Origin of the sequence: Streptomyces sp. NBC_01808, from assembly GCF_035917395.1 — a bacterium.
In the GTDB taxonomy this organism is placed as follows: Bacteria; Actinomycetota; Actinomycetes; order Streptomycetales; family Streptomycetaceae; genus Streptomyces.
Genome location: NZ_CP109072.1, coordinates 2,132,063 through 2,159,027, shown reverse-complemented (window position 1 = coordinate 2,159,027; position 26,965 = coordinate 2,132,063). Strand labels below are relative to the sequence as shown.

At 74.8% G+C, this 26,965-nt stretch carries 23 protein-coding genes and 1 riboswitch; of the genes, 7 read left to right on the top strand and 16 right to left on the bottom strand.

Features of this window, described 5'->3' with window-relative positions; genetic code table 11:
* Positions 1-191: 191 nt before the first annotated feature.
* Positions 192-881 carry an ankyrin repeat domain-containing protein gene (locus OG946_RS09100; protein WP_326795624.1) on the top strand — a complete coding sequence of 230 codons (690 nt, stop codon included), beginning with the start codon at positions 192-194 and terminating at the stop codon, positions 879-881.
* 147 nt (positions 882-1,028) lie between these two features.
* Positions 1,029-2,264, top strand: a complete 1,236-nt coding sequence (locus OG946_RS09095) for a hypothetical protein (RefSeq protein WP_442814296.1) — start codon at positions 1,029-1,031, stop codon at positions 2,262-2,264.
* Here OG946_RS09095 and OG946_RS09090 read toward each other — a convergent pair.
* Positions 2,250-2,660 carry a DUF2000 domain-containing protein gene (locus OG946_RS09090; protein ID WP_326795623.1) on the bottom strand — a complete coding sequence of 137 codons (411 nt, stop codon included), beginning with the start codon at positions 2,658-2,660 and terminating at the stop codon, positions 2,250-2,252. The two genes, OG946_RS09095 and OG946_RS09090, sit on opposite strands and share 15 nt — an antisense overlap.
* Positions 2,661-2,714: 54 nt before the next feature.
* Here OG946_RS09090 and OG946_RS09085 point away from each other — a divergent pair, with 54 nt between their 5' ends.
* Positions 2,715-3,563, top strand: coding sequence for an AraC family transcriptional regulator (locus OG946_RS09085; protein WP_326795622.1), 849 nt, complete (start codon positions 2,715-2,717; stop codon positions 3,561-3,563).
* Between the two features lie 20 nt (positions 3,564-3,583).
* On the opposite strand, the gene OG946_RS09080 is transcribed toward OG946_RS09085, so the two are convergent.
* The 9 genes from OG946_RS09080 to OG946_RS09040 all read right to left on the bottom strand — a co-directional run bounded on the left by OG946_RS09080 (position 3,584) and on the right by OG946_RS09040 (position 14,792).
* Positions 3,584-5,113 (bottom strand): UDP-N-acetylglucosamine 1-carboxyvinyltransferase, encoded by a 1,530-nt coding sequence (locus OG946_RS09080; protein WP_326795621.1) that lies wholly within the window; start codon positions 5,111-5,113, stop codon positions 3,584-3,586.
* A gap of 38 nt (positions 5,114-5,151) precedes the next feature.
* Positions 5,152-6,096 carry an ECF transporter S component gene (locus tag OG946_RS09075; protein ID WP_326795620.1) on the bottom strand — a complete coding sequence of 315 codons (945 nt, stop codon included), beginning with the start codon at positions 6,094-6,096 and terminating at the stop codon, positions 5,152-5,154.
* Positions 6,093-7,739, bottom strand: a complete 1,647-nt coding sequence (locus OG946_RS09070) for an ABC transporter ATP-binding protein (RefSeq protein ID WP_326795619.1) — start codon at positions 7,737-7,739, stop codon at positions 6,093-6,095. The genes OG946_RS09075 and OG946_RS09070 overlap by 4 nt, the downstream gene beginning before the upstream one ends.
* Positions 7,736-8,953 carry a CbiQ family ECF transporter T component gene (locus OG946_RS09065; protein ID WP_326795618.1) on the bottom strand — a complete coding sequence of 406 codons (1,218 nt, stop codon included), beginning with the start codon at positions 8,951-8,953 and terminating at the stop codon, positions 7,736-7,738. The genes OG946_RS09070 and OG946_RS09065 overlap by 4 nt, the downstream gene beginning before the upstream one ends.
* Positions 8,950-9,660 (bottom strand): SCO2322 family protein, encoded by a 711-nt coding sequence (locus OG946_RS09060; protein ID WP_326795617.1) that lies wholly within the window; start codon positions 9,658-9,660, stop codon positions 8,950-8,952. Before OG946_RS09060 ends, OG946_RS09065 begins: the two co-directional genes overlap by 4 nt.
* The gene (locus OG946_RS09055; RefSeq protein ID WP_326795616.1) at positions 9,657-10,985 is read right to left on the bottom strand and encodes a prenyltransferase/squalene oxidase repeat-containing protein; all 1,329 of its coding nucleotides are present in this window, start codon (positions 10,983-10,985) and stop codon (positions 9,657-9,659) included. Before OG946_RS09055 ends, OG946_RS09060 begins: the two co-directional genes overlap by 4 nt.
* Positions 10,986-11,154: 169 nt before the next feature.
* A riboswitch (cobalamin riboswitch) is annotated at positions 11,155-11,230 on the bottom strand.
* An 82-nt stretch (positions 11,231-11,312) separates the two neighbouring features.
* Positions 11,313-12,383, bottom strand: a complete 1,071-nt coding sequence (locus OG946_RS09050) for a prenyltransferase/squalene oxidase repeat-containing protein (protein WP_326795615.1) — start codon at positions 12,381-12,383, stop codon at positions 11,313-11,315.
* Entirely contained in the window at positions 12,380-13,105 is a 726-nt protein-coding gene (locus OG946_RS09045; protein ID WP_326795614.1) for a class I SAM-dependent methyltransferase, read from the bottom strand. Before OG946_RS09045 ends, OG946_RS09050 begins: the two co-directional genes overlap by 4 nt.
* Before the next feature lie 355 nt (positions 13,106-13,460).
* On the bottom strand, positions 13,461-14,792 hold the full coding sequence (locus OG946_RS09040) for a glycosyltransferase family 4 protein (protein ID WP_326795613.1): 1,332 nt from the start codon (positions 14,790-14,792) through the stop codon (positions 13,461-13,463).
* A gap of 161 nt (positions 14,793-14,953) precedes the next feature.
* On the opposite strand from OG946_RS09040, the gene OG946_RS09035 reads away from it, so the two are divergent.
* Together OG946_RS09035 and OG946_RS09030 are read left to right on the top strand one after the other, a co-directional pair.
* Positions 14,954-15,574 carry a TetR family transcriptional regulator gene (locus OG946_RS09035; RefSeq protein ID WP_326795612.1) on the top strand — a complete coding sequence of 207 codons (621 nt, stop codon included), beginning with the start codon at positions 14,954-14,956 and terminating at the stop codon, positions 15,572-15,574.
* An 86-nt stretch (positions 15,575-15,660) separates the two neighbouring features.
* Complete coding sequence (locus tag OG946_RS09030; RefSeq protein WP_326795611.1) at positions 15,661-16,455, top strand: maleylpyruvate isomerase N-terminal domain-containing protein; 795 nt, start codon at positions 15,661-15,663, stop codon at positions 16,453-16,455.
* A gap of 101 nt (positions 16,456-16,556) precedes the next feature.
* On the opposite strand, the gene OG946_RS09025 is transcribed toward OG946_RS09030, so the two are convergent.
* From OG946_RS09025 to OG946_RS09010, 4 genes are all read right to left on the bottom strand, one after another.
* Positions 16,557-18,224, bottom strand: a complete 1,668-nt coding sequence (locus tag OG946_RS09025) for an IS1182 family transposase (RefSeq protein ID WP_326795610.1) — start codon at positions 18,222-18,224, stop codon at positions 16,557-16,559.
* Positions 18,225-18,363: 139 nt separating this feature from the next.
* Entirely contained in the window at positions 18,364-19,305 is a 942-nt protein-coding gene (locus OG946_RS09020; RefSeq protein ID WP_326795609.1) for a hypothetical protein, read from the bottom strand.
* A gap of 175 nt (positions 19,306-19,480) precedes the next feature.
* Positions 19,481-20,398: an N-acetylmuramoyl-L-alanine amidase gene (locus OG946_RS09015; protein WP_326795608.1), complete on the bottom strand. Its 918-nt coding sequence runs from the start codon at positions 20,396-20,398 to the stop codon at positions 19,481-19,483.
* 30 nt (positions 20,399-20,428) lie between these two features.
* Positions 20,429-21,025 (bottom strand): class I SAM-dependent methyltransferase, encoded by a 597-nt coding sequence (locus tag OG946_RS09010; protein WP_326800190.1) that lies wholly within the window; start codon positions 21,023-21,025, stop codon positions 20,429-20,431.
* Positions 21,026-21,324: 299 nt separating this feature from the next.
* Between OG946_RS09010 and OG946_RS09005 the strand changes: the two genes are divergently transcribed.
* Entirely contained in the window at positions 21,325-22,770 is a 1,446-nt protein-coding gene (locus OG946_RS09005) for an MFS transporter (RefSeq protein WP_326795607.1), read from the top strand.
* A 117-nt stretch (positions 22,771-22,887) separates the two neighbouring features.
* On the opposite strand, the gene OG946_RS09000 is transcribed toward OG946_RS09005, so the two are convergent.
* Entirely contained in the window at positions 22,888-24,081 is a 1,194-nt protein-coding gene (locus tag OG946_RS09000; RefSeq protein ID WP_326795606.1) for a CapA family protein, read from the bottom strand.
* 406 nt (positions 24,082-24,487) lie between these two features.
* Between OG946_RS09000 and OG946_RS08995 the strand changes: the two genes are divergently transcribed.
* Positions 24,488-25,366, top strand: a complete 879-nt coding sequence (locus OG946_RS08995; RefSeq protein ID WP_326795605.1) for a MaoC/PaaZ C-terminal domain-containing protein — start codon at positions 24,488-24,490, stop codon at positions 25,364-25,366.
* 45 nt (positions 25,367-25,411) lie between these two features.
* Here the strand turns inward: OG946_RS08995 and OG946_RS08990 are convergent, their stop codons facing one another.
* Positions 25,412-26,644 (bottom strand): hypothetical protein, encoded by a 1,233-nt coding sequence (locus OG946_RS08990; RefSeq protein ID WP_326795604.1) that lies wholly within the window; start codon positions 26,642-26,644, stop codon positions 25,412-25,414.
* Positions 26,645-26,965 lie beyond the last annotated feature (321 nt).

Sequence of the window (26,965 nt, the reverse complement as noted above, 5' to 3'; positions counted from 1 at the left end):
AGGGGTCGTGGGCCGAGGTCTGCGACCCCGCAGGCGCCGTCCGGTGGCACGCGTGGCGCGGCGCGGAACTCCCGCGCCGCGCACCGCGGTTCGCCGCCCCGCCCCCGGCCCCCGGCCCCGCCCCGGGAGCGGTCCCGGGCCCCCCGCGCGACACTGCCTCCACTCCCGACCGCGGAGAAGTGGAGGGCCCCGTGCTGGGTCTGCTGATCGCACTCGTGACGTCTCTCGTCCTCGCCGTCTCCCGGCTCCGCCGGCGCCGCCGCCGCACCGAGTTCCTCGGTGCCGTCCTGCGCGGCGATCCCGCCGAGGTGCGCGCCCTGGTGGACCGGGGCTACGGCCTCGGCATCTCCGACGCCCAGGGCGACACGGCGCTGCACTACGCCTACTACGCGGGCGACCACGAACTCGTCCAGATGCTCCTCGCCCTCGGAGCGCGCGAGGAGTCGTACAACCGCGACGGGCTGCTGCCGCACCAGCTCGCCGAGGTGGCCGAGGCGGAGCTGCGCATCGAGGAACTCGTCGACCTCTTCCGCCGGAACGACGGCGAAGCGACCGCCCGGGCCGCCGAGCTGGCCGAAGAGCTGCGCCCGTACCACCGCGCCCCCGTCTATCCCGCCGCGCTGACCAACGTCCTCGCCAGGACCGAAGACGGCGAGCCGCTGCGCGCGGTGCTCCTGACCGCCATCCGGCTCGGCCGCGCGGACTTCCTCGCCGTGCTGGAGCAGGAGCTGGGGCACCGCGGGGACCGCGGGATCGCCGAGGACTACCTCAACAGCGGTTCCCCGCGGCTCGGGTACGCGGCCCAGCAGTGGGCCGCGGGACACGACTTCGCGATCACGGACCGGGGCGGGGGCACCCGCGCCGGCTGGGGCCGGCTCTGACGCGCCGCCGCCCCCCGGCCGCGTAGCGCATCAGGCCCAGGCCCGTCGTCCGGGCGGTGTACGTGCTCGGGCATCCGGGTGAGCATCCGGTATTTGTATGTTTTTCGGGTTATCACTCCAGCGAACGGCGCGGGAGAGAGGTGACCCATGGGCAGGGCGAGACGTGCGGTGGTCGGCGCGTACGCGGCGGCGGTGCTGGTGCCGGTGGCGGCGGCCGGGTGCACGGCGGGGCCGGGAGACGGCGGCGACAGGGCCGGCGAGAAGGGCAGCGAGCGCGCGGATGCCCGGACCGACGCCCGCGGCGCCGCCCGGAAGAGCCCGAGCGCACACCTCATCGGCGACGGCTCCACCGCCTGGACCGGCGCGCAGCCCGCGCAGCCGCGGGTGCGCAAGCTCGCCCCGGGCGAGAAGCCGCCGCAGTTCGTCGTCTTCTCCTGGGACGGCGCCGGCGAGATCGGCGACGGCCTCTTCAAGCACTTCCGGGAGGTGGGGCGGAGGTACGACGCCGCCATGACGTACTTCCTCTCCGGCATCTACCTCCTGCCCGAGTCCAAGCGCTCCCTGTACGAGGCCCCCGGCCACGCCCCCGGCGCCTCCGACATCGGGCTGCTCAGCGACGCGCACATCGAGGAGACCGTCGACCAGGTCCGCGGCGCCTGGCTCGACGGCAGCGAGATCGGCACCCACTTCAACGGCCACTTCTGCGGCCCCACCGGCGTCGCGAGCTGGTCGAAGGAGGAGTGGAAGAGCGAGATCGCGCAGGCCAAGCAGTTCGTGCAGCGGTGGAAGACGAACACCGGGCTGCGCGACGCCGCGCCGCTGCCCTTCGACTACGACAAGGAGCTGACCGGCGCCCGCACCCCCTGCCTCGAAGGGGCCGACAACCTCCGCGCCGCCGCCCGCGAACTGGGCTGGCGGTACGACACGAGCGGGGTGACCGAGCAGGTGTGGCCGGAGAAGAAGGACGGCCTGTGGGACCTGTCGATGCAGCTCGTGCCGTACCCCGGCAGCGACCGCGAAGAGCTGACCATGGACTACAACTTCAAGGTCAACCCCCTCACCACCCCCGCCAACGCCCAGTCGCAGATGCGCGACGGGCTGCTCGCCGGCTTCCGGCGCGCGTACACGGGCAACCGCGCGCCGCTCATCGTCGGCAACCACTTCGAGACCTGGCACGACGGCGCGTACATGCGCGCGGTCGAGGAGACCATCAAGGAGGTCTGCCCCCGCGAGGACGTGCGGTGCGTGTCCTTCCGGCAGCTCGCCGACTGGCTCGACGCGCAGGACCCGCGGACGCTGCGGGCGCTGCGCGGCCTGGAGGTGGGGCAGGCGCCGGAGGGCGGCTGGGGCACGGTGGGCAGGCGCGGCTCAGGTGTGGAGTGACAGGCCCTTGACCGTACGGTCGACGGCGTTCCTCGGCCCGTAGACCGCGAGGCCCGCCAGGGTCAGGTCGGCGGCGGCGACATCGCGGACGGCGGCGCGGTTGTCGTCGTCGTTGCCGGTGGCGAAGAGCTCGTCGGTGTAGACGGCGGTGGCGAGGCCGCGGGACAGGGCCCGGGTGTGGGTACGGGTCAGGCCCGCGGCGTCGGCGGCGAAGACGAGGACGGGCTCGCGGAACATCGGCAGGTACCGGTTGCCGGAGCCGTCCTCGTACGGCTTGCCCATGATGTCGTCGGCGGCGTGGGCGACGCCGCTGCACAGGAAGGCGGTGACGTTCAGCCGCTGCCAGGCGGCCAGGTCGTGCCGTACGACCACGGCGATCTTGGTCTCGAAGCGCATGCCGCCAGCCTGGCCCCGGCGGGCGGCGGCGGTCTTGAACGCTGGTGCGGCACCATGGAAGGCGTGAGCGACTGGGTCTCCTACTGGCGGGACGCGCAGCGGCCGGTGGAGGCCATGCGCGCCCACTTCGAGGAGCACGTCTTCCACCGCCACAGCCACGACGCCTACTCCTTCGGCCTCACCGAGACCGGCGCCCAGCGCTTCGTCTGCCGCGGCGGCACGCACACCTCCGCCGCGGGACTCGTCATGGCCTTCAACCCCGACGACCCGCACGACGGCGAGTCGGCGGCCGAGCTGGGGTTCACGTACCGGATGGTGCACATCGGACCCGACGTCGTACGGGACGTCCTCGCCGACGCCGGCGCCGGCGCCCCCGACGGCGCCGTCGCCCTCCCGCTCTTCGCCGACCCCGTGCACCGTGACCCGCCGCTGTGGCGCGCGCTGCTGCGGCTGCACGCGGCGCTCACGGAGGGCGCGGGCCCGCTGGTACGCGACGAACGGCTGACCGCCGCCGTGACGGCCATGGTCCACCGCGCGTCGACGGCCCCGCCGCGCGCCCGCACGCTGCGCCCCGGCGGCCCGCAGGCCGGCGCCGCCCGGCGGGCGCGGGCGGTGCTCCGGGAACGGTTCGCGGAGGAGATCCCGGCGGCGGAGCTGGCCGCGGCGGCGGGCTGCAGCCGCTACGCGCTATACCGGGCGTTCCGGACGGAATACGGCATGTCCCCGAGCGACCTCCAGCGCCTCCTCCGCCTCCGCGACGCCCGCCACCGGCTGACGGCGGGGGAGAGCGCCGCCGGGGCCGCGGCGGCGTCGGGCTTCGCGGACCAGAGCCACCTGCACCGCTGGTTCGTCCGCACCTACGGCATCACCCCGGGCGAATTCACCCACGCCGTACGGCGGTAGCGCGCCGGGGGGGACGGGCGTCAGATGTCGCGGAAGGTCTCGATGCGGGCGCCCACCGAGTTGAGGCGGTCGGCCAGGGACTCGTAACCCCGGTTGATGACATAGACGTTGCGGAGCACCGACGTGCCCTCCGCCGCCATCATGCCCAGCAGCACCACCACCGCGGGGCGCAGCGCCGGCGGGCACATCATCTCCGTCTCGCGCCACCGCGTCGGGCCCTCGACCAGCACGCGGTGCGGGTCGAGGAGTTTGACGCCGGCGCCCAGGCGGGTCAGTTCCGTGAGGTAGATGGCGCGGTTGTCGTAGACCCAGTCGTGGATGAGGGTCGAGCCCTGCGCGGAGGCGGCGATGGCCGCGAAGAACGGCACGTTGTCGATGTTGACGCCGGGGAACGGCATCGGGTGGATCTTGTCGATCGGCGCCTGGAGCTTCGACGGGTGTACGGTCAGATCCACCAGCCGCGTACGGCCGTTGTCTGCCGCGTACTCCGGGGTGCGGTCGAGGTCGAGGCCCATCCCCTCCAGCACCGACAGCTCGATCTCCAGGAACTCCACCGGCGCCCGCCGCACCGTCAGCTCCGACGACGTGACGACCGCCGCCGCCAGCAGGCTCATCGCCTCCACCGGGTCCTCGGACGGGGAGAAGTCCACGTCCCGGTCGATGTACGGCACGCCGTGCACGCGCAGCGTGGTCGAGCCCACGCCGTCCACGCGCACGCCCAGGTGCTCCAGGAAGAAGCACAGGTCCTGGACCATGTAGTTGGAGCTGGCGTTGCGGATCTCGGTCACGCCGTCGTGCCGGGCGGCGGCCAGCAGCGCGTTCTCGGTCACGGTGTCGCCGCGCTCGGTCAGCACGATGGCCCGGTCGGGCCCGACGTCCGAGACGACCTCGCAGTGGTAGACGCCCTCGGTGGCCGTCACGTCCAGGCCGAAGCGGCGCAGCACGGCCATGTGCGGCTGTACGGTCCTGGTGCCGAGGTCGCAGCCGCCCGCGTACGGGAGTTTGAAGCGCTCCACCCGGTGCAGCAGCGGGCCGAGGAACATGATCACGCTGCGGGTGCGGCGCGCCGCCTCGTTGTCCATGGAGTCCAGGTCCAGCTCGGCCGGCGGTACGACCTCCAGGTCGGCGCCGTCGTTGATCCAGCGGGTCCGCACCCCGATGCTGTTCAGCACCTCCAGGATGCGGAAGACCTCCTCGATCCGCGCCACCCGGCGCAGCACCGTGCGCCCGGAGTTCAGCAGCGTGGCGCACAGCAACGCGACGCAGGCGTTCTTGCTGGTCTTCACGTCGATCGCGCCGGACAGCCGGCGGCCGCCGCTGACCCGCAGATGCATCGGGCCCGCGGTCCCCAGGGCGACGATCTCGCTGTCCAGTGCCTCGCCGATGCGGGCGATCATCTCCAGGCTGATGTTCTGGTGGCCGCGCTCGATCCGGTTGACGGCGCTCTGACTGGTGCCCAGTGCGGCGGCGAGCTGACTCTGCGACCATCCGCGGTGCTGCCGGGCGTCACGGATGAGCCTGCCGATGCGCACGAGGTAGTCGTCTGCCATGACTTGGACGCTATCTCACATATGAGATGCCCGCGCATTCAGGGGTTTCGCGTCTCGAATGTCACTGGAGTACCGAATGCGGCCTTTCGGGTGGCGCGGCGCAGCGCAGCGAGCACGGATCGGCCGAGGGTCAGCGTGCACACCGCCGTCACCACCGCGCGCGGCAGGTCCCAACCCAGTGACGTGGCGAGGCAGTACGCGACGAAACGGGCCAGGTTCTCCGGCAGCGGATCGCCCGCGACGAACGACACGCCCGTAGACATACCGCTCAGATATGGCCACCCCTGGAGGTTCATGACCGTGCCGTAAAGAATTGAAGCGATTGCTCCATACGAGGCAAGCAGCCACAACTCCCGGCGCCCCCGCAGCCGCTCCGCCCCCGGCAGCAGCCCGGCGCCCATCGCGACCCAGCCCATGGCCAGCATCTGGAACGGCATCCAGGGCCCGACCCCGCCCGTGAGCAGGGCGGACGCGAACATCGTCACGGCCCCGAGCACGAACCCGAAGCCCGGTCCCAGCACCCGCCCGGAGAGCACCATGAGGAAGAACATCGGTTCGATCCCCGCCGTCCCGGCCCCGAGGGGCCGCAGCGCGGCGCCCACGGCGGCGAGGACGCCGAGCATCGCGACGGCCTTGGCGTCGAGCCCGGAGTCGGCGATGGTCGCGCCGACCACGGCGACGAGGAGCGGCAGGAGGGCGGCGAAGAGCCAGGGGGCATCGCCGGAGTGGGCGAGGCCCGAGTCGGGCCCGGCGAGCAGCGGCCAGCCGAAGGCGGCGACGCCGATGACGGAGACGAGCAGCAGGGCGGCGGCGGAGACGGGGCCGAGGCGCACCACGCGGAGGCGGGAGGTGCGGGCGGGGGCGGCGGCCGGGGGGCTTCCGCCGGGATCGGGCGTGCCGGTCGTGCCGGGGGTGTCCGGGGGGTTCGCGTACGTATCGCCGCCGGGTGTCCCGGGTACGGCTCCTGGCTCCTCCGCGGTCATGCCGCCGCCTCCAGGGCGTGCCGGACCTGGGTGACCGTCAGCCACGTCCTCCCCGCCGCCGAGTCGCTGCCCGCCGGGCTGAGGATCTTCGCCACCTGCGGCGCGAACGACGGCGAGGCGACGACGACCTCCGCCGTCGGCCCGTCCGCGACCACCTCGCCGTCCGCCAGGATCACCACCCGGTGCGCCAGTTCCGCGGCCAGCTCCACGTCGTGCGTCGCCAGCACGATCGCGTGGCCCGCCGCGGCGAGCCCGCGCAGCACGCCGACGAGCCGGGCCTTCGCCGCGTAGTCGAGGCCGCGGGTGGGCTCGTCGAGCAGCACCAGCCGGGGGCGGGCGGTGAGGATCACGGCGAGGGCGAGCGCGAGCCGCTGGCCCTCCGACAGGTCGCGGGGGTGCGCCTCGTCCGGTACGCCGGGCAGCAGCTCGGCGACCAGGGCCCGGCAGGTGCCGGCCGCGGCCCCCGCGTCGCCGTCGGCGGCGGCGCACTCCGCGGCGACGGTGTCCGCGTACAGCAGATCCCGCGGATCCTGCGGTACGAGCCCGGCGTGCCGCAGGAGTTCGGCGGGGCGGGTGCGGTGCGGGGCGAGGTCCCCGAGCCGTACGGAACCGGCGGCCGGCCGGTGCATGCCGACGAAACCGGCCAGCAGCGTGGACTTCCCCGCGCCGTTGCGCCCCATCACGGCGACGGTCTCGCCCGCGGCGACGGACAGCGACACCCCGCGCAGCACCTCCGCCCGCCCGCGGCGCACGGTCAACCGCTCCGCCACGGCGGCGGGCCCGGCGCCCCGCCCGCCCGGTCCGCCCTCGCCGCCGCCCGGCGTCAGCCCCGCCAGCCGCTCCCGCAGCGGCGCCGCGCGCCGGCGCGCGTCCCGTACCGTCAGCGGCAGCGGCGACCAGCCCGCCAGCCGCCCCAGCGCGACCACCGGGGGGCGTACCGGCGAGAGGGCCATCATCTCCGCCGGCGCGCCCGTCTCCGGTGCCGCGCCCGGGGACGGCAGGACGATGACCTGGTCCGCGTACTGCACCACCCGCTCCAGCCGGTGCTCCGCCAGCAGCACCGTCGTCCCCAGGTCGTGCACCAGCCGCTGGAGCACCGCCAGCACCTCCTCCGCCGCCGCCGGATCCAGCGCCGACGTCGGCTCGTCCAGGACCAGCACCCGCGGGTGCGGCGTCAGCACCGAGCCGATCGCCACCCGCTGCTGCTGGCCGCCGGAGAGCGAGGCGATCGGCCGGTCGCGCAGCTCGGCGAGGCCCAGCAGGTCGAGCGTCTCCTCCACCCGCCGCCGCATCGTGTCGCGCGGCAGGCCCAGGGACTCCATGCCGTAGGCGAGTTCGTCCTCGACCGTGTCCGTGACGAAGTGCGCCAGCGGGTCCTGGCCCACCGTGCCGACGACGTCGGCCAGTTCGCGCGGCGGATGTGTACGCGTGTCGCGGCCGTCGACGGTGACACGGCCGCGCAGGGTGCCGCCGGTGAAGTGCGGCACGAGCCCGCAGACGGCGTTCAGCAGCGTCGACTTGCCGACTCCTGAGGGGCCGACGAGCAGGGCGAGTTCGCCCTCGGGGACGGTGAGGTCCACGCCCCGGATCGCGGGCTTCGCGGCGCCGTCGTAGACGACGGACACGTCCTCGAAACGGATCACTGGGCGGTCTCCTCGGTGGTTCTCGGGGCGCGTGGTTCCCGCGGCCGCGGCGGTACGGGCGCGACGAGCGCCGGCAGCAGGCCGAGCAGGCAGCCCGCGGCCGGCCACAGCGGCAGTTCCGGCGCGGTCAGGGGTACGGCGGTGGGGTGCAGGGCGTCGGGGGCATAGGAGTTGGCGTAGATCATCAGGCCGCCGACGGCCGCGCCGGAGGCGGCGACCAGCCAGGCGCGCGGGCCGAAGCGGTCGGGCCGGTAGCGGCTGCGCACCGCGCGGCGCCCGCCGAGCCACAGCCCGCAGGCCGCGGCGGCGGCGCCGAGCGCCAGTACCGGCAGGCCGTAGCCGGCGCCGGTGGCGGCGAGCAGCCCGTACGTGCCGGCGCAGACGCCGAGGAGCCCGCCGAGGGTGAGGGCGGCGGTGGTGATCCTGACGGCGCGGGGGAGCCGGGCCGTACGGCCGTATCCGCGGGCGTCCATCGCCGCGGCCAGCGCCACCGAACGCTCCAATGCGCCCTCCAGCACCGGCAGTCCGACCTGGACGAGGGCCCGCGGCCCGCGGTCGTCGCGGCCGCGCAGCCGGCGGGCCCGGCGCAGCCGGGCGACGTCGGCGACGAAGTGCGGGGCGAAGGTCATCGCGACGACGACGGCGACGCCGAGTTCGTACAGCGCGGCGGGCAGGGACTTCAGCAGGCGGGCGGGGTTGGCGAGGGCGTTGGCGGCGCCGACGCAGATGAGGAGGGTGGCCAGCTTCATGCCGTCGTAGAAGGCGAACGTCAGTTGTTCTGCGGTGACCTGGCCGCCGAGGCGGACGCCCTGCGCCCACTCGGGGAGGGGGACTTCGGGGAGGGTGAAGAGGGTGTGGGTGCCGGGGATGGGCGAGCCGAGGAAGGTGGCGAAGAGGAGCCGGACGGCGATGACGAGGAGGCCGAGCTTGAGAAAAAGGGCGTAGGAGCGGGCCCACGGCGCGTCGGTGCGGCGGGCGGCGACGACGTGGCCGGCGACGGCGACCAGGAGGGCGAGGAGGAGGGGGTTGGTGGTGCGGGAGGCGGCGGTGGCGAGCCCGAGCGCCCAGAGCCACCAGGCCCCGGCGTGCAGGGCGTTGGCGCGGTCGGCGAGGGGCGGCCGGAGGACGCCGCCCTCGCGCACTGCCTTCGCGGGCGCGCTCCGCCCCTCGGCGGTGCGCGGGGAGCCGGGGCGGTGGGGGGCCTCGGGTGTCATGTGCGGCGGCGGCGCAACTGCCAGACCGTGAGGCCGGCGAGGACCGCGACGATGACGAGGCCGCCGACCGTGCCGGTGGACGGGCCGGAGTCGCCGTCGCCGGCCTCGTCGGCGGGGACGGCGGAGGTGTCGACCCGGTCGTGCGCCTCGCCGACGCCGTCGTCGGACGATGCCGGCTCGGCGCAGCCGCTGCGCGGGTAGCCGTCGATGGCGCAGAGCAGGCCGTTGGAGTCGTAGCGCAGCGCCTCCGCGACGGCGGCCAGCGCGTCGCCGAGGGTGGCGTCCTCGGCGACCGAGGCGCATTCCGTACGGGCCGGGGGCGGGGTCCGGCCGCCGGGGGCGTGCGCGGCGGTGCCGAAGTCCAGGACGAGGGCGACGCGTTTGCGGCCGTCGTCGGGTGGGGTGTCGCCGCAGATGGCGTCGAAGTCGGCGGCCCCGCGGGGGCGCGGGCCGCCGCCGGACTCCTCGCTGACGGCGAACCGCACGCCGTGCACGTCCCCGTCGGCGGGCCGTTCGAGCCCGGGGCCCTTGGTGGCGTAGACCCAGGAGTCCCCGTCCCGGTCCCAGAAGGACCAGTACCGGTACCCCTCCGCGGCCTGCGCCCCGGGCGCACCCGCCCCGAGCACCAGCAGGGCGCCTCCGGCCGCGGCGACGAGCGCCCGCCGGATCGTCCGCCGCCCGCGGCGCGGTTGCCCGCCGCCGGTCATGCGCGCTTCTTTCTGCGGGCGCTCGCCAGCAGGCCGATGCCCGCGCCCGCCGCCAGGCCCACCGCCAGCAGCGACCAGACCGCCACACCCGGGCCGCCGTCGTCGTCCGACGACTCCTCCGCCGCCGGGTCCGTCGCCGGCTTCTCCGCCGTCGGCTGCGGGCCCGTGGCGTTGAGGCTCGCCACCAGGTCCGTACCGCCCCCGAAGGCGCTCGGGTCGGCGTCCACCGCGTCCGCGGCGAGGATGAGGGTGGCCAGGGCCGCCGGGTTCTCCTTCGACCAGGCCAGGGTGCTCTTGTCGCGCTCCAGCCAGCCGTACGGCTCGCGCGCCGCGCTGCCGTGGCCGCCCGCGGCCAGCGCCAGCGCGGCGACGGCGGTCGCGTTGTGGTCGGGGCCCTCGCCGGTCATCATCGGGAGGTGCCCGTCGCCGGCCGCGAGCTTCTGCGCCAGGTAGGCCGCACCCGCGTCCGCCGCCTCGGCGGGGGACGGGTCGTCCGTGCAGGCGCCCGCCTCGACCGGCTCGTCCTTGCCGCCGCCGGTGTCCCCCTTCGCCGGGCCGGCGCCGAGGCCGTTGCCCGTGCCCGCGAGCACGGCCGCCGCGGTCGCGTAGTCGTTGGGGAACAGCGCGCCGTCGTCCTCCGGCTGGTACGCGTACGCGCCCCGCTCCGCCTTCTTCGCGTCGCAGCCGAGTTGCAGCGTCGCCAGCGCGTCGTACGGGCTGCCGCCGCCCGCCGTCGTCTTCTCCGGCTCCTCGCCGACCGCGGCGAGCGCGCCGACCACGACCGAGGTCGAGTTGGCGTCCGTCGGGCCGCCGGGGTTGAAGCCCCAGCCGCCGTCCTCGTTCTGGATCTCCTTCAGCCAGGCCACGCCCTTGGCCACGGCCTTGCGCTCCCCGCCCAGCGCGCTCAGCGCCTGCACCGCGGCGGCCGTGGCGTTGGTGTCCTCGGCCGCCTCGTCGCAGGGCTTGGCGACATCCGCGCGGTACGCGGCGAAGCCGCCGTCCGCGCACTGCTGCCCGGTGAGGAAGGCGACCGCGGCCGGAGCCGGGCGCAACTGCTGCGAGCGCTGGGCGAGGAGGGCCAGCGACTGCCGCCAGACGCCGTCGAATTCGGGGTCCGCGGTGCCGTAGAGACCCCCGGGCAGCTTCTTCTGTGCGGGTACGGCCTGCGCGGGTGTGCCCTGCGCGGCGACCTGCGCTGCCGCCTGCGGCGCGGTGGCGGCCGAGGCCGCCGTCGCCGGGCCGGCGACGGTCAGGGGCAGCAGCACTGCGGCGGCGAGTGCGGCGCGCGTGCCGCGGGCGGCGGCGGTCCGGCCTATCGGAGCCATGGCGGAGCGGGGGCCTTTCGGGACGGGGCGGCCGGCACAGCCGGCCGCGGCCGCCCGTCCGCGCTCGACGCGCGCCGGGGGTACCGGGCTCAGCTCCGCATACCGCGACGGACGGGGCCCGGGCCGGCATCGGTACCGGCGGGGCCCCTTTGAGCCTGCCACGCCCCACGGGTGCTCCGGCTCGCGCGGCCAAGGCGGCCGCACTCACGGTTGCGGGTCAGCGCCGGTTTCGCACCGGCTTCCCCTGCGGGGCGCGGTTGAAGTTGTCGCCGCTCACCTTACGCCCCGTGCCCGCGGAGGTCAGCGCCGGTCCCGGCCCGTACCCCCTCAGCAGCAGTCCGGGTCCAGCCCTCGCGGCAGCCCCGCCCCGCCGAACACCGCGCCCGTCGCCTCCTCGCCGCCGACCGCCGCCAGCGCGAGCAGCAGCGCCCCCGCCGTCCACGACGTGCGCTCCGCGGGCCAGATCGCGTCGTCCTCGAAGACGTACCCGGTCCAGTACATGCCGTCCTCCGCCCGCAGGTGCTTCAGCCAGCGCAGCACCTCCAGCGCCCGGTCGCCGTCGCCCGCCGCCCACAGCGCGAGCACCAGCTCCGCGCTCTCGCCGCCGGTCACCCACGGCCGGTCGCTGACACAGCGCACGCCGAGCCCGGGGACCACGAAGCGGTCCCACTCGCGCTCGATGCGCGCGGTGGCCGCGGGCCCGGTGACCGCGCCGCCGAGCACCGGGTAGTACCAGTCCATCGAGAAGCGGTCCTTCTCCAGGAACCGCTCCGGGTGCCGCCGGATCGCGTGCCCGAGCCGGCCGAGGGCCAGCTCCCAGCCGGGCTGCTGCTCGCCGAGCCGCCCGGCGGCGGCCAGCGCGCAGCGCAGCGCGTGGTGCACGGAGGAGGAGCCGGTCAGCAGGGCGTCGGTGAGCACCTCGCCGTCCGCCGGCTCCCGCTTCCAGCCCACCTGGCCGCCCGGCTGCTGGAGCCGCAGCACGAAATCCACCGCCCCCTGCACCACCGGCCACATCCGGCGCAGGAACGCCTCGTCCCCGGTGGCCAGATAGTGGTGCCAGACGCCGACGGCGGGGTACGCGCAGAAGTTCGTCTCCCGGCCGCGGTCGGCCGGCCGGGCCGCGTCCCCGTCCGCGTACGCCGCGTACCAGGAGCCGTCCGGGAGCTGGTGCCGGCGCAGCCACTCGTACGCCGCCTCCGCGCGCGCGTGCTCGCCCGCGGCGTCCAGGGCCATCGCCGCCTCGGTGTGGTCCCACGGGTCGAGGTGGTGCCCGCGGAACCACGGGATCGCGCCGTCGTCCCGCTGCACCGCGGCGATCCCGGCGACGGTCTGCGCCACCTCGGCGGCGTCCAGCACGCCGGGCAGGACCAGGTGTTCGGTGCGCTCGGAGCTGGTCACCGGCCGCCCTCGTGGGGCTTGGTCGCGTAGACGACGACGCTCTTGCCCATGACCGGGTTCAGCAGCCGCTCGGCGAGGCGGGTCGCGAGCGGCTTCTTCATGATGTCCCAGACCAGCAGCTTGTGGTACGCGCGGACGGCGGGCGACTTGTCGTTGTCGACGCCGACGGCGCACTTGATCCACCAGTACGGCGAGTGCAGCGCGTGCGCGTGGTGCAGGCCGTACGGCCTGAGGCCCGACTCGCGGATCCTGCCGACCAGTTCGTCCGCCTTGTAGATGCGGATGTGGCCGCCCTCGACCTCGTGGTACGCGTCCGAGAGCGCCCAGCAGACCTTCTCGGGGCCGTAGCGCGGGACGGTGACGGCGATCCGGCCGCCGGGGCGCAGCACGCGCACCATCTCGGCGAGCACGCCCTTGTCGTCGTGGATGTGCTCCATCACCTCGGAGACGATGACGACGTCGAAGCTGTCGTCGGGGAACGGCAGCGCAAGGGCGTCGCCCTCGACGGCGGTGGCGGTGGCACCCGCCGGGGCCTCGCCCGCCTCCTTCATCGCCGCGAACCAGCGGGCGACTTCGCGGATCTCGTCGCCGTCGCGGTCGAGGGCGACGACGCGGGCGCCGCGCCGGTAGCACTCGAAGGCGTGCCGCCCCGCGCCGCAGCCGAGGTCGAGCACGCGGTCGCCGGGCGCGAGCGGAAAGCGGGTGAAGTCGACGGTCAGCAAATCTCCTCCGGAGGGGTCGGCGGGAGGCGTACGGGGGCGGGGAGGGGCGGGGGAGAGGAGTGCGCGAGGGCGCGGGCGGCCGGGGCGTCGTTGCCACGGGGCGGGGGAGCAGGGGAGAGGGCGCGGCGGTTCGGCGCCGCGGCGCCCGGCCGCTTGCGACGGCGGGCGGGGACGGCGTCGTTGCCACGGAGCGGGGGAGTACGGGAGTCGGCGGGGCGGGCCGGTGCTGCGGCGCGGCCGAGTGCGGTGCGGGGCGGCGCGCCGTCCGGCCGCCTGCGGCGGCGGGACGCGCTCGCGCCGAGCGTGTGGCCGCGTCCCGGTGCGTGGTGGTCGCGGTACCCCGGTCCGCGGGGCATCAGCGGTCACCGCCTGCCGCGTGCATTCTCGCCGTTGCCGGGCCGCCCTTCGGCCGGGGGCGGGCGGCCGTCGCCGGGTACGCCGCGATCGTCTCCCGGTAGCGTTCCGCGGTCTGCTTCGCCGCCTGGGCCCACGTGAAGCGGGCCAGCACCCGCTCGCGGCCCGCCGCGCCGAGGCGGGCCGCGAGCGGGGCGTCGGCGAGCAGGCGGGTGAGGGCGGTGGCCAGGGCGCCGGCGTCTCCCGGGGGAACCGCCAGGCTCGTCTCGTTGTCCGGGCCCGCCACCTCCGGGATCGCGCCGCCCGTCGTGGCGACCAGGGGCGTGCCCGTCGCCATCGCCTCGGCGGCCGGCAGCGAGAAGCCCTCGTACAGCGAAGGCACGCACGCGACCTGCGCGCTGCGCAGCAGGCCGACCAGCTCCTCGTCGCTGATGCCGGTGACGAACCTGATCGCCCCGCCGAGCCCGAAGCGCTCGACGGCCTGCGCGACCGGCCCGTCCTCCGCGCGCTTGCCGACCACGACCACGTGCGCGTCCGGCTGTTCCGTGCGGATCTTGGCCAGCGCCTCGACGAGGTGCACCAGACCCTTCAGCGGCACGTCCGCACTCGCCGTCGTGACGATCCGGCCCGGCACCCGCGGCACCGAAGGGTCGGGCGTGAACAGCTCGGTGTCCGCGCCGATCGGCACCACGTGCACCCGCTCGGGGCGCACCCCGAGCTGGGCGGTGATCTGCGTACGCGACGAGCCGGAGACCGTCAGCACCGCGGGCAGCCGGCGGGCGACGCGGCGCTGCATGCGCGTGAACCCGTACCAGCGGCGCACCGAGTAGCGCCGCCGCCAGTCGGGCGCGGCGGCCAGCTCCAGGTCCCGGTCGACGGTGATCGGGTGGTGCACGGTGGTCACGAGCGGGGCACCGAGGGCGCGGGTGCCGCCGAGGAGGCCGTAGCCGAGGGTCTGGTTGTCGTGGACGACGTCGAAGTCGCCGCGCCGGGCGGCCAGATGGCGGCGGGCGCGGAGGCTGAAGGTCAGCGGCTCGGGGAAGCCGCCGGTCCACATCGTGCCGACTTCGAGCAGGTCGATCCAGTCGCGGTACTCGCCGCGCGCGGGGGTGCGGAAGGGATCGGGCTGCCGGTAGAGGTCGAGGCTGGGCAGCTCCGTCAGGGTGACGCCGGGGTCGAGCACGGGGTAGGGCTGGGCGCCGATCACCTCGACCCGGTGGCCGAGGCGGGCCAGCTCGCGCGAGAGGTGGCGGACGTAGACGCCCTGTCCGCCGCAGTAGGGGTTGCCCTTGTAGCTGAGCAGGGCGATGCGCAGTGGCACCTCGGCGGTCACGTACGGCCCCCTTCTCACTGCAGTTTCGCCGGAGCGTAACCGCTCGCGCTAATCTAGAACAAGTTTCAGGCAGACGTTCGGCGGCTTCGAATCTACCGGTTGGTAGCGAGACCTGCCCGCCGGATCTGCCGTCGGGGGACGCACGGCACAGATCGGGACACATGACGACAACATCGAGGGCGGGCAGGGCGCAGCTCACCGAGCGGCAGGAGGCGCGCCGCCGCCGCATCCTCCAGGCCACCGCGGAGCTGGCCGGCCGCGGCGGGTTCGACGCGGTGCAGATGCGCGAGGTCGCGGAGCAGGCGGGCGTCGCGCTCGGCACGCTGTACCGGTACTTCCCGTCCAAGGTCCACCTGCTCGTCGCCACCCTCCAGGACCAGTTGCGGCAGTTGCACGAGACGCTGCGCAAGCGCCCGCCGACCGCCGCCGAGCCCGGCGCCCGGGTGGCCCAGACGCTGCTGCGCGCCTTCCGCGCGCTCCAGCGCGAGCCGCAGCTCGCGGACGCGATGGTGCGCGCCCTGATCTTCGCCGACCGGTCGGCGAGTCCGGAGGTCGAGGTCGCCTCCCGGCTGACGTCGGCGATCATCCTGGACGCGATGGGCGCCGAGGGCCGGCCGGCGCCGGAGCAGTTGTCGGTGGCGCGGGTGATCGAGCACACGTGGCACGCGGCGCTCATCACCTGGCTGTCGGGGCGTGCGTCGAGCGCGCAGGTGCGGACCGACATCGAGACGGTCTGCCGGCTGGTCGACGCGCCGGGGGACGGCCTGCGGAAGCACGGCTAGTACGCGCGGGGGCACGGCCGGCGCCCGCGAAGGCGCAGGTGGCGGGGCCCGGGGACGGCCGGGGCGCGCCCGTAGAGTGCGCTGGCATGAGACTTCCGTACGAGCGCTACTGCGCCGAAGCCGGCGCGCAGACCGACCTGCTGCGCCGCACCGTCCGCGGCGCCGACCTCGCCACCCGCGTACCCACCTGCCCCGACTGGGACTTGGGCGAACTCGCCGTGCACGTCGGCGGCGCGCACCGCTGGGCGGCCGAACTCGTCAGGACCCGCGCCACCGAGGAACTGGCCGAGGAGACGGTGCCCGGCTACACGGGACCCGGGCCGCGGACCGCCGCCGCGCTCGACGACTGGCTGGCCGAGGGCGCGGACCTGCTCGCCGCGGAGCTGCGCGCGGCGGGCGCGGACGCCGCGGTGTGGAGCTGGGCGGAGGAGCAGCGGGCCGCGTTCTGGGCGCGGCGGATGGCGCACGAGACGGTGGTGCACCGGGCGGACGCGGACGGGGCGGCGGGGGTGGAGTTCGCGGTCGACGCGGACGTGGCGGCCGACGCGATCGACGAGTGGCTGGAGATCCTGGAGTTCGCGCAGCGCGGCGGCGACCCGGACCTGGAGCCGCTGTACGCCCCGGAACTCGCGGGCTCCGGCATTCACTTGCACGCCACCGACACGCCCCCGGAGGCGGGCGCGGAGTGGCTGATCGAGCTGGGGCCGGACGGGTTCCGCTGGCGCCGGGAGCACGCGAAGGCGGCGGTGGCGCTGCGCGGGCCGCTGGCAGACGTGCTGCGGGTGTTCTACCGGCGGCTGCCGCCGGACAGCGGCCGGGTGGAGGTGCTGGGCGAGGCGGGGGTGCTGGACACGTGGCTGGCGGCGACGGCCTGGGGGTGAACGCGGGGGCGGGAGCGTACCGCGCGGGCCGGGGCGTACCGCGCGCATGCGACGGCCCCCGCCCGAAGCGTCGACGCTGTTGGTTTATTCGGGGGCTGGTTCTACTTCGCCCCGTCGAGCATGGGCTCGGCGGGGCGAAGTGCTGCGAAGTGGCTGGTGCGGGTGCGGGCCCGGGGTGTGTCGGTCAGGTGGGCGTCGATGCGGGCAAGGTTGATGGCGGCGCCGGTGAGCTGGTGCTGGAGGCTGGTCTTCGCGAGACCCTGGTAGCGGGATCTGCGCAGGCCGCAGCGTCCGACGGCTTGGGAGATGGTGCCTTCGACTCCTGCGCGGATCTTGTAGTGGTCCTTCCAGGTGTCGGTGTCCTGGTCGGCGCGGGCCTGGCGGAGCGCTTCGTGTTCTTCGCGGGGCCGCAGGGTCAGGCGCCGGCCGATGCTGGAGGTGGTGCACTGCTCGTGGACCGGGCAGGGACGGCACTGGCTGGCGTTGAAGCGGACCCGGATCACCGGGGTGCCTTCGGGCGAGCGGTCGGGGTTCCAGCGGCGGGTGGTCTGGCCGCCGGGGCAGGTGACCTGCTCGCCCGCCCAGTCGATGGTGAAGTCGTCGCCGGTGAAACCGCTGTTCGCGGTGGACTGGTGGCTGATGACGCCGGCGACCGGCCCGGTGAGCGTGACGCCGTACTCGCGGCGGGCGTGGACCAGCAGGTGTGCGTCGACGTATCCGGCGTCGACCAGATGCTCGCCGGGCAGGCGGCCCGCTTCGGCAAGCTGGGCGTGCACCGTGTCGGTCATCGAAATGTCGGGGACGGTGGCGACGGTGGTGGCCACGTTCGTGATCAAGTTCGGGACGTCCGGCTCGCAGGTCTCGGTGAGGTGGACCTTGTATCCGTCCCACAGGGTGTCGCGTTTGACGCTGCCGCGTGCCTCGGTGTCATAGGGTGTGACCAGGCGGTTTGCGCCCGGCGGCCGGTCTTTTGGGTCCCGTCGCCTCACCTCGCCCTCCACCTGGTGGAAGTGCTGGACCCAGACCTGGCGCAGGGTTTCCACCCGCTCCAGCGTGCGCAGTCCGTCGGGTGCCCGGGGGCCGAAGACGGCTTCGAGCAGTCGTGTCGCGTCCGTCCCGATCCGCAGGCCCATCTCGTCCCGCCTGGCACGGGACTTGGGGAAACGGGAGTCCTCGGCCCTGGTGGCGTAGTGCTTGAACCAGTCCGGTTCCGCGACTTCGCGCAGCCAGCCGGGGGCGGCCTGGGCGATCTCGTTGAGCGCCGATCGCAGGGTCTCGGTGACCAGCTCCAGCCAGCACAGTTGCCGGGCCGCGGCCTGCACATGCGTGGAGTCGGTCCGTGCCCGGCCTGTGGTCTTCAGCAGCCCGCTTTCCCCAGCCGCGGCCAGGATGCCGTCCAGCACCCGCCGCCCGGCTTCCGCCCCGACCAGACGGTCCCGGAACTCCGAGAGCACCGAGAAGTCGAACCCGGGATCACCGAGGTCCAGTCCGAGGGCGTACTTGAAATCGATCCGCGCCCGCACCGCCTCCGCCGCCTGCCGGTCGGTGAGCCCTTCCACGAACTGCAACACCAGCACGAGCGCCAGCCTGCCCGGTGACCAGGCAGGCTTCCCCCGCGCCGGGAACAGGTCCGCGAACTCCTCATCACCAAACAGCGGTCCCAGCTCGTCCCGGACCCGGATCGCCAGACTGCCCTTCGGAAACGCGGCTCGCGCCACCCGCACCGTCTCCGCCGGAATCTCCTCAGACCCCTTCGGCTGCATCGACATGCGCACCCACCCCATACGACAACGTCGGCCTTCAAGACCACAACCGGGTCCTGAAGGCCGACGTCACGCGAGCCCCCGAATAAACCAACAGCGTCGAAGCGTCGGGCGGGGGCCGTCGGGGATGCGCCAGGCGCGGGCGTCAGGCGCCGCGCTGGATACCCGTGGTGTCCTGCAGCACGCCGCGGCGGCCGTCCTGGGTCTGCGCGACCAGCGCGGCACCGCGCTGGTCCACCGCCAGGTACCAGATACCCGGGGTCAGCTCGGCGATCTGCGCCGACGAGCCGTCCTCGGCGAACAGCGGCCTGGCCGCCGGCACCGCGAACCAGAACGGCGCGAACGAGCCACCGGCCGCCGGCTGCGGCGCGGCCTGCGCCTGCGGCCTGGCGCCCGCCGGGGCACCGGCCTGCGGGCCGCCCGGCTGCGGGCCACCCGCGCCGGGACCGCCGCCGAACGGCGCCTGCTGACCGCCACCGAACGGGGCGCCGCCCTGCGGGCCGCCGGGGCCGCCGAGGCCGCCGGGACCGGGCTGGCCGCCGCCGGGGTAGCCGTAACCGGGCTGCGGCTGGCCGCCGCCGTACGGGGCGGCGGGCGCCGGGGCGCCGGGGCTGCCGAGCAGGTTCGCCTTGAACGCCGGGAGGGTCTGGCTGAGGACCGCGCCCGCGGTGAGCGCGAGGTTCGCGATGAGCGCGAGGATCAGGCCGATGCCCATGCCGAACACGTCTTCACCGGTGGCGTCGTTGGCCATGTTGCGCGCGCCGCCGAAGAGGGTGAACAGCGAGCTGAGGAGGGCGGCGGCCGCCAGCGCGGTGCCCCACTGGTTCAGCGTGAGCCCGGCGAGCTGCTTGTCGTCGCCGCGCATCCGGCCGACGACGATGAGCGCCGCGGCGATGATGCCGGTCAGGAAGACCGCGGGCAGCAGCGGGAACTGGTCGGAGTCCCAGCCGTTGGGCACCTCCAGGCTCCCGCAGTCGGCGCCCGTGGGGCAGTCCACCGAGATGCTGTCGAGGAACGAGGCGATAATCAGCAGCAGCGCTGCTCCGATCACTACGCCGTCGCCCCGAGTGAGTGAGCGGATGTTCACGAAATGTCCCTTACGTATTGGTCGTTGTCGCTGTTGCTGGTGCAGATCCCCACGCTGCAAAGCGTGAAATGAGGCCCCATCGTACGGGTCCGCGGATCGGCCACATCGGGCCCCCTGGCCACGAGTCCCCCTTGTTCCCCCGGTGTGCATTTCCTGGTCTGCCGACGACTTGCGCCTACCCTGCCAGGAAAGCCCCGATGCCGTTCGTGATTCCGTGCGCCGCCCGCTGCCGCCATGCGGCGTCCGTCAGTCGGTCGGCGTCCTTAGCGTCCCGCATGTTGCCGCATTCGATGAAGACTTTGGGCACAGTCGAGAGGTTCAGTCCGCCCAGATCGGTGCGTACCGTGAAGCCTGTGCCGTTGCCCACATAGTTGGAGGGCTTACTTCCGGTTTCCTCCGCGAAGTGTGACTTCAACTCTTTGCCCAGCTTTCGCGAGGGCTTCACGATGGCGGTGGTGTCCGCCTTTCCCTCGTGCACCTCGCCCGGCAGGATCACGTGGAACCCGCGCGAACCCGGCCCGCCGCCGTCGGCGTGGATGGAGACGACCGCGTCGGCCCCGGCCTTGTTGCCGGCCTCGGCGCGTTCGTCGATGCACGGCCCGAACTCCCGCTTGCCGTCCTGCGTGAGCCGCACCTCCGCGCCTTGTGCGCGCAGCAGGGTGCGGGCACGCCTGGCCACGTCCAGGGTGAAGTCCGCCTCGGCATAACCGCCGTTGGTGGCGGTGCCGGTGGTGTCGCACTCCTTGCGCACGGTGCCTATGTCGACTTGGCGGTTGATTTCGGCACCGTGGTCGCGGTTGTTCGGGTTGTGCCCGGGGTCCAGCACGATCACCTTTCCGGCCAGCGGCTTCTCGCCCACCTCCGGGTCCTTCGCATCCTTCGCATTCTTCGAGTTGTTCGAATCCTCGGGATCCTCGGCGGTGGGCCGGGTCGGGGAGGAGGACGCCGACGGAGCCCCGCCGGGTTCCCGCCCGTTCCCGGCGGAACCGTCGCCGTCCACCGACTGCCACACGAGTACGCCGGCGAAGGCCAGCGGTGCCACGGGTGCAAGCAGAAGATAGGCGCGGAGAGGCCGCCGGTTCTGGCTGGACATCCGTGCGACCGTAGCAGAAGAATCCGACGGTCAAATTCCGGTGCCGGTACGGCGCAGCACCTTAAGGCTCCGGTGGGCGGCGGTCTCCGTGAACGCCCCGGAGTCCAGCGCGCGCCGGTAGATACGGTACGGTGCCTGCCCGCCCTCGGCCGGGTCTGCGAACACGTCGTGCACGGCCAGCAGCCCGCCCGGTGCGACGTGCGGGGCCCAGCCCTCGTAGTCGGCGGTGGCGTGCTCGTCGGTGTGGCCGCCGTCGACGAAGACCAGCCCGAGCGGCCGGTTCCAGAGCGCGGCGGCCTGCGGGGACCGGCCGACGACCGCGACGACGTGGTCTTCGAGGCCGGCCGCGTACAGCGTGCGGCGGAACGTCGGCAGGGTGTCCGTCAGGCCCGTCGCGGGGTCGACGAGCGCGGGGTCGTGGTACTCCCAGCCGGGCTGCTGCTCCTCGCTGCCGCGGTGGTGGTCGACGGTGACGGCCACGACGCCGGGGCGGGCGGCCGCGCGGGCGGCGGCGGCGAGCAGGATCGTGGAGCGGCCGCAGTACGTGCCGACCTCCAGCAGGGGGAGCCCGAGGCCGGCGGCCTCGGCGGCGGCGGCGTGGAGCGCCAGGCCCTCGTCGCGGGGCATGAAGCCGGGCGCGGCCTCGAACGCGGCCAGCAGGGCGGGGGCGGGCGGGGACAGCACTGCGGGGGCGGGCGGGGGCAGCACGGTGGGGGCGGGTGGGGGCAGCTCCATCGGCGGTGCCTTTCCTCGGTCGGTGGCGACGTGCCCTGCGCGGCTCTCCCGGTGCCGCGTACGGGCGGGTACGCGCCACCGGTGCGGCGTACCCGCCCGAATCCTGCCTCATGGGCGTAGGACCCCGGTCGCATGGTCCGTACACCGATATGCCCGTGCGCGGTGTCGGAGGCTGGTGCGACCATGGCGGGATGCACCAGTCACCACCCGGTACCCGGCTGCCCGAGGCGGCCGGGCGCCGTTCCGCCGCACCGCTGTGGGTCGTCGTGCTCACGGCCTGCGCGGGCCAGTTCCTCGTCGTGCTCGACGTCTCCGTCGTCAATGTCGCGCTGCCGTCCATGCGTGAGGACCTGGGGATGAGCGCGTCGGGGCTGCAGTGGGTGGTGAACCTGTACACGCTGGCCTTCGCCGGCCTGATGCTGCTCGGCGGCCGGGCCGGGGACATCTTCGGCCGCAAGCGGGTCTTCCTCGTCGGCCTCGCGGTGTTCACCGCCGCCAGCCTCGCCGGGGGCCTCGCCCAGGAGCCGTGGCAACTGCTCGTCGCGCGGGCCGTGCAGGGCGTCGGCGCCGCGGTGCTGGCGCCCTCGACGCTGACGCTGCTCACCTCGTCCGTGCCCGAGGGCCCGGTGCGGGTGCGCGCGATCGGGACGTGGACGGCGGCCGGCGCGGGCGGCGGGGCGGCCGGTTCGCTCGTCGGCGGGGTGCTGACGGACGCGCTGTCGTGGCGCTGGGTGCTGCTGATCAACGTGCCGGTCGGCGCCGTGGTCCTCATCTGCGCGGCTCTGTGGCTGGCGGAGAGCCGCGGCGGGCCCCGGCGGCGGCTCGACATCCCGGGCGCGGCCTTGGTCACCGCAGGGATCGGCGCCGTGTCGTACGGGATCGTGCAGACCGAGAGCCACGGGTGGACGGCGGCCGCGGTGCTGCTGCCGCTCTGCGGCGGGCTGGCGCTGGTCGGGGCGTTCCTGGTGGTGGAGGCCAGGACGCGGGCGCCGCTGATGCCGCTGGGGCTGTTCCGGCTGCGGTCGGTGTCGGCGGCCAACACCGCGATGTTCGTGACCGGCGCGGCGATGTTCTCGTCCTGGTACTTCCTCTCGCTCTACATGCAGAACGTCCTCGGCTACACGCCGATCGAGGCCGGCTTCGCCTTCGTGCCGCACTCGCTGACGATCGTGGCCGCGTCCAAGCTGGCGCCGCGGGTGCTGGCCCGTACGGGCGCGAAGGCGCTGGCGATCGCGGGCGTGCTGATGGCGGCCGGCGGCTATCTGTGGCAGAGCACGGCGGACGCGGGCGGCACGTACGCCACGGACATCGCCGGGCCCGGGATCCTGATGATGGCCGGGGTGGGCTTCATGGCCACGCCGCTGGCCCACCTGGCGACCTCGGGGGCGCCCGCGGGCGACGCGGGCGTGGTGTCGGGGGTGATGAACACGTCGCGGACGATGGGCGGTTCGCTGGGCCTCGCGGTGCTGTCGACGGTGGCGGCCACGCGCATCGGCGGCGGGTCCGGGCCCGAGGCGCTGGCTTCGGGGTACTCGCTGGCGTTCCAGACGGGCGTCGGGATCCTGCTGGGCTGCGCGGCGCTGATGCTCATAGCCCTGCCCCGCCCGGCCGCCGTGCCGGGGCCGGCGAAGGCGTGATCCGGGCGGGGCGAGGGTGTGCGTACGGTGCTGCCGGGCGGGGTTTCCGGCGGGGTTGCCGGCCGGTGATACGGGGCGTGGCGGCGGCGGGTGCGCTGCCGGGTGCGCTGCCGGGGGTCAGCGGGGTGCGGTCAAGCCGTCCGCGGCCGCGCCGCGGCTGAGGACGACGTCGCTGATGCGGTCGCGTACACGCTGGTAGCGCTCCGGGGCGTCGCCGTCGGCGAGTTCGGCGTCGAGGTCGACGACCCGCGGCGGGCCCGTGCGGTCGTGGTCCATGAACTGCGGCAGGTACTCCGCCTTCGTCACCCGCCAGCGCGCGCTGTCCGGCGCGGGCGGGGAGAAGGTGAAGCGGGCGATGGTGCCCTGGTTGCCGCGCGGGTCGTGGGCACCGGCGTTGTTGATCATGCGGCCGGCGATCTGGTCGCCCATGCCGTAGACCACCCAGGTGCCGTTGACCTTCTCGTACGCCTGCGGTACGTGCGCGTGCGTGCCGAGGATCAGGTCGACGTCCGGCGCCCTCGCCGAGCGGGAGCCGGTCAGCTCGCGGGCGAGCTGCCGCTGCGTGGCGTCCGGCGCGTCCTGCCACTCCGTGCCCCAGTGCAGGCTGACCACGACGATGTCGGCGCCCGCCCGGCGGGCCCTGCGCGCGTCCGAGACGATCCGCTCGGGGTCGGTGACGTTGACCGCCCACGGCTGGTCCGGCGGCGGCTCGGCGCCGTTCGTGCCGTAGGTGTACGCGAGTTGGGCCACCGTCGCGCCGCCCGCCTCCAGCAGCGCGGGCCGGCGCGCCTCGGCGGGGGTGCGGGCGGAGCCGGTGTGGGCGACGCCGGCGGCGTCGAGGGCGTGGAGGGTGCGGCCGATGCCCTGGGAGCCGGCGTCGAGGGTGTGGTTGGAGGCGGTGGAGCAGGAGTCGTAGCCGGTGTCCTTGGCCGCGGCGGCGAGTTGGGGCGGGGAGACGAAGGCGGGGTAGCCGCTGTACGGGCCGCCGGCCGGTCCGTAGACGGTCTCCATGTGGCAGATCGCCAGGTCGGCGACGGAGATGACGGGCTTCACACCGGCGAGCATGGGGCGGAAGTCGTGTCCTTTGCCGCCCGCGTCCCGGTTCGCCTGCTGGATGACCGAGTCGTGGGGGAGGATGTCGCCCGTGGCGACGAGGGTGAAGGGCGCCCGCGCCTCCTTGCCGGGGGTCTTGCCGTCGTCGGACGTGGTGCCGACAGGGCCGTGGGAGCAGGCGGTGGCGGCGGCGAGCAGCAGGGCGGCGCCGAGCGCCAGTGCCGTAGCGGTAGTACTAGTCCTTTTATATCCGCGCATGTGTCGAATGCACAGGAGCGGGATAAGGCATACAAGAAGCCTTGCCGGGGCTGTCCCCTGAACGGCGGCCCGGGATCGCGCGGATGCATCGCCGACTGCCCGGGCGCTCGAATGCTGACGGAGTATCAGTAAAGGGGCTTTACGGTCTTCCCAACCGCGGGAGACTGCGTTATACATATATCCGGCGGCGAGAACGTGTTCTTGTTGCACGTTCCGGCCGCGCCCCGAGAGCGACCCCGGCGTGCCGACTGGTGCGGACGGCACGCCGGGGTCTTCTCGCGCTCTCGGCCGCCGTGTCCACGTACCCACGCACCCCCGTCCCCACGGCTGTGCCGGGCCCGCGGCCCCTTGCCGACACCCTCGGGTCGCGGGCGCGCCCGCGGCCGGCGAAGGAGCCAGCGCCACCATGCCCATCGACGCCGCCCGGGCCCTCGCCGCCGCACCCCGCGAGACCAGGATCGCCTGGACCCGCAAGGATGTCCTCCTCTACCACCTCGGCATCGGTGCGGGACGCCCCGCCACCGACCCCGCCGAGCTGCGCTACGTCCTGGAGGACCGGCTGCGCGTGCTGCCCGGCTTCGTCACCGTCGCCGGCGACGGCGGCGTGGCCGGCGAGGGCGCGGGGCTCGACGCCCCCGGCGTCGACGTCGACCTCACCGCCGTACTCCACGGCGCCCAGCGCATCGGACTGCACCGCCCGCTGCCGCCCGCCGGCGAGGCGACCCGCACCTCGCGCATCGCCGCCGTCCACGACAAGGGCAAGGCCGCCGTGCTGGTGCTGCGCACCGAGGCCGCCGACGCGGACGGCCCGCTGTGGACCTCCGACACCCAGCTCTACGTCCGCGGCGAAGGCGGCTTCGGCGGCGACCGCGGCCCGTCACCGCGCCTGCCCGCGCCCGAGGGCCCGCCGGCGCACGTCGTCGACCGCGGCATCCGCGAGGACCAGGCGCTGCTCTACCGCCTGTCCGGCGACTGGAACCCGCTGCACGCCGACCCGGAGTTCGCCGCGCTCGCCGGCTTCGACCGGCCGATCCTCCACGGGCTGTGCTCGTACGGCATGGCGCTGAAGGCGGCGGTGGACACGGTCCTGGCCGGCGACCCCGGGCGGGTGCGTTCGTACGCGACGCGGTTCGCGGGGGTGGTGTACCCGGGCGAGACGCTGCGGATCCGGCTGTGGCCGGAGGCGGGCGCCCCCGCGGGGACCGGGCGGATCCGGCTGACCGCGAGCGCCGTGGAGCGGGACGAGTCCCCGGTGCTGGCGGACGCGCTCATCGAGCACGACTGAGCCTTCCCCGCCCCGGGGGTGTGCCGCCGGGGCGGGGAAGGGGCTTCAGAGCGGGGCGTGCCGGAGGGGGACGGGGCGGGTGGGGGTGTCCTCCTCGGGGGGCGGCTCGGCGGTCTCGTCCGGTACCCAGTCGGGAGGCGGGTCGCTCAGGGGCGGTGCGTTCAGCAACTCGGCCGCCGACGGGTCGGGGATCGCCAGGCGGGCCAGGCCGCAGGGGTGGGCCGGGGTCGCGTACGGCAGCCGCAGCTCGCCCCACTGCGTCCACAGCCCGCTGCCGGTGATCCACCCCGGCAGCGGCGGCAGTTGGACCAGCCGCCGCGCCGCCGGCCGCCACACCCCGAGCCGGCAGCCGCCCGGTCCTTCGAGCCGCAGCGCCACCCCGCACTGCTCCGGCGTCAGCACCTGCCCCGGCTGTACCGCGAACGGCGTCACCGCCGTGTCCCGCGGGCACAGCGCGTCCGGGAACCGCACCGGGCGCCCGCTGCCCAGCACCCCCCACCCCAGCCGGTCGCGGCCCGGGGCGTCGGAGCGCAGGAGCAGCAGCCCGCTGTCGGGGTCGGCGAGCAGCAGGCGGTCGTTGCTCTCCGCGGTGAGCTGCAGCAGCGGGCTGACCTCCACCCCGCCGTGCAGCCCGACCGTCACGGCCTTCGTCCGCCCGTCCAGTTCCTGGTCGACGGCCAGCGCCCGGCCCGTACGGTCCAGCCAGCCGCGGCCCGCGCACCGGCCCGGGAGTTCGCCGACCCGCTCCGGGTGCGCCGTGCCGGCGCCGGCGAACCCGCCCCCGTACACCCGCCACACGGCGGTGGTCTCGCCGCCGGGCTCCGGCGGCACCAGCGCGTACACCTCGGCGCTCTCCGGCGCGGGCGGTACGAGCGTGAGCCGGGGCGCGGCCACCGAGCCGAGGGGCTGCTCGGTGGTGTCGGGCCCGGAGGGGTGCAGGAGGGAGAACGTGTGCTCGGTGCCGCCGACGAGCCGGCGGACCAGCACGCGGCCGTCGGCCAGCGGCAGGACCGTGGTCCCCGGCTCCTCCGGCTGCGCGCAGGGGAGGGGGACGGTGTACACCTCGGGGCCGTGCAGGGTCCACCGTTCGGGGAACCAGTTGCCGTCGGCGTCGGTGGCGAGGCAGGCGCCGTAGGTGCCGTCGGCGGTGAGGGTGAATCCTGCCCGTCCCACGGGGCGGCCGGGAGCGGCGGCTGGGGGAGCGGCGGTCGGCGGGGCGGCGTGGCGTCCGGAGGGTGCCGGGGGTCCCGGGGGCGTCGTCGCGGTGACCGCGACCATCGCGGCGACGGTGCTTCCCGTAGCGGCCGGTGCGGCGATCCCGGCTTCCGCGGCGGGCCCCGTCCCGGGCTTGGGTGCCGGGTCCGTGGCGCCAGGTTGTCCCGCAACGGTCCGCGCTCCCGCAGCAGTTGGTGCTCCCGCGGGCGTCGGCGGTCCCGGATCCGCCGCTGCCCCGGCGGCCGCCGCCCCCGTGTCCGTACCCGCGGCCGCCGCGTCCGGACCCGGTACCGCATCCGGCGCCCGCGTCGCATCCGCCGCCGCGGTCGTCGGGGCGGGCGTCGCCGCCGTTCCCGTCGTCACTGAAGGAATCGATTCTGCAAT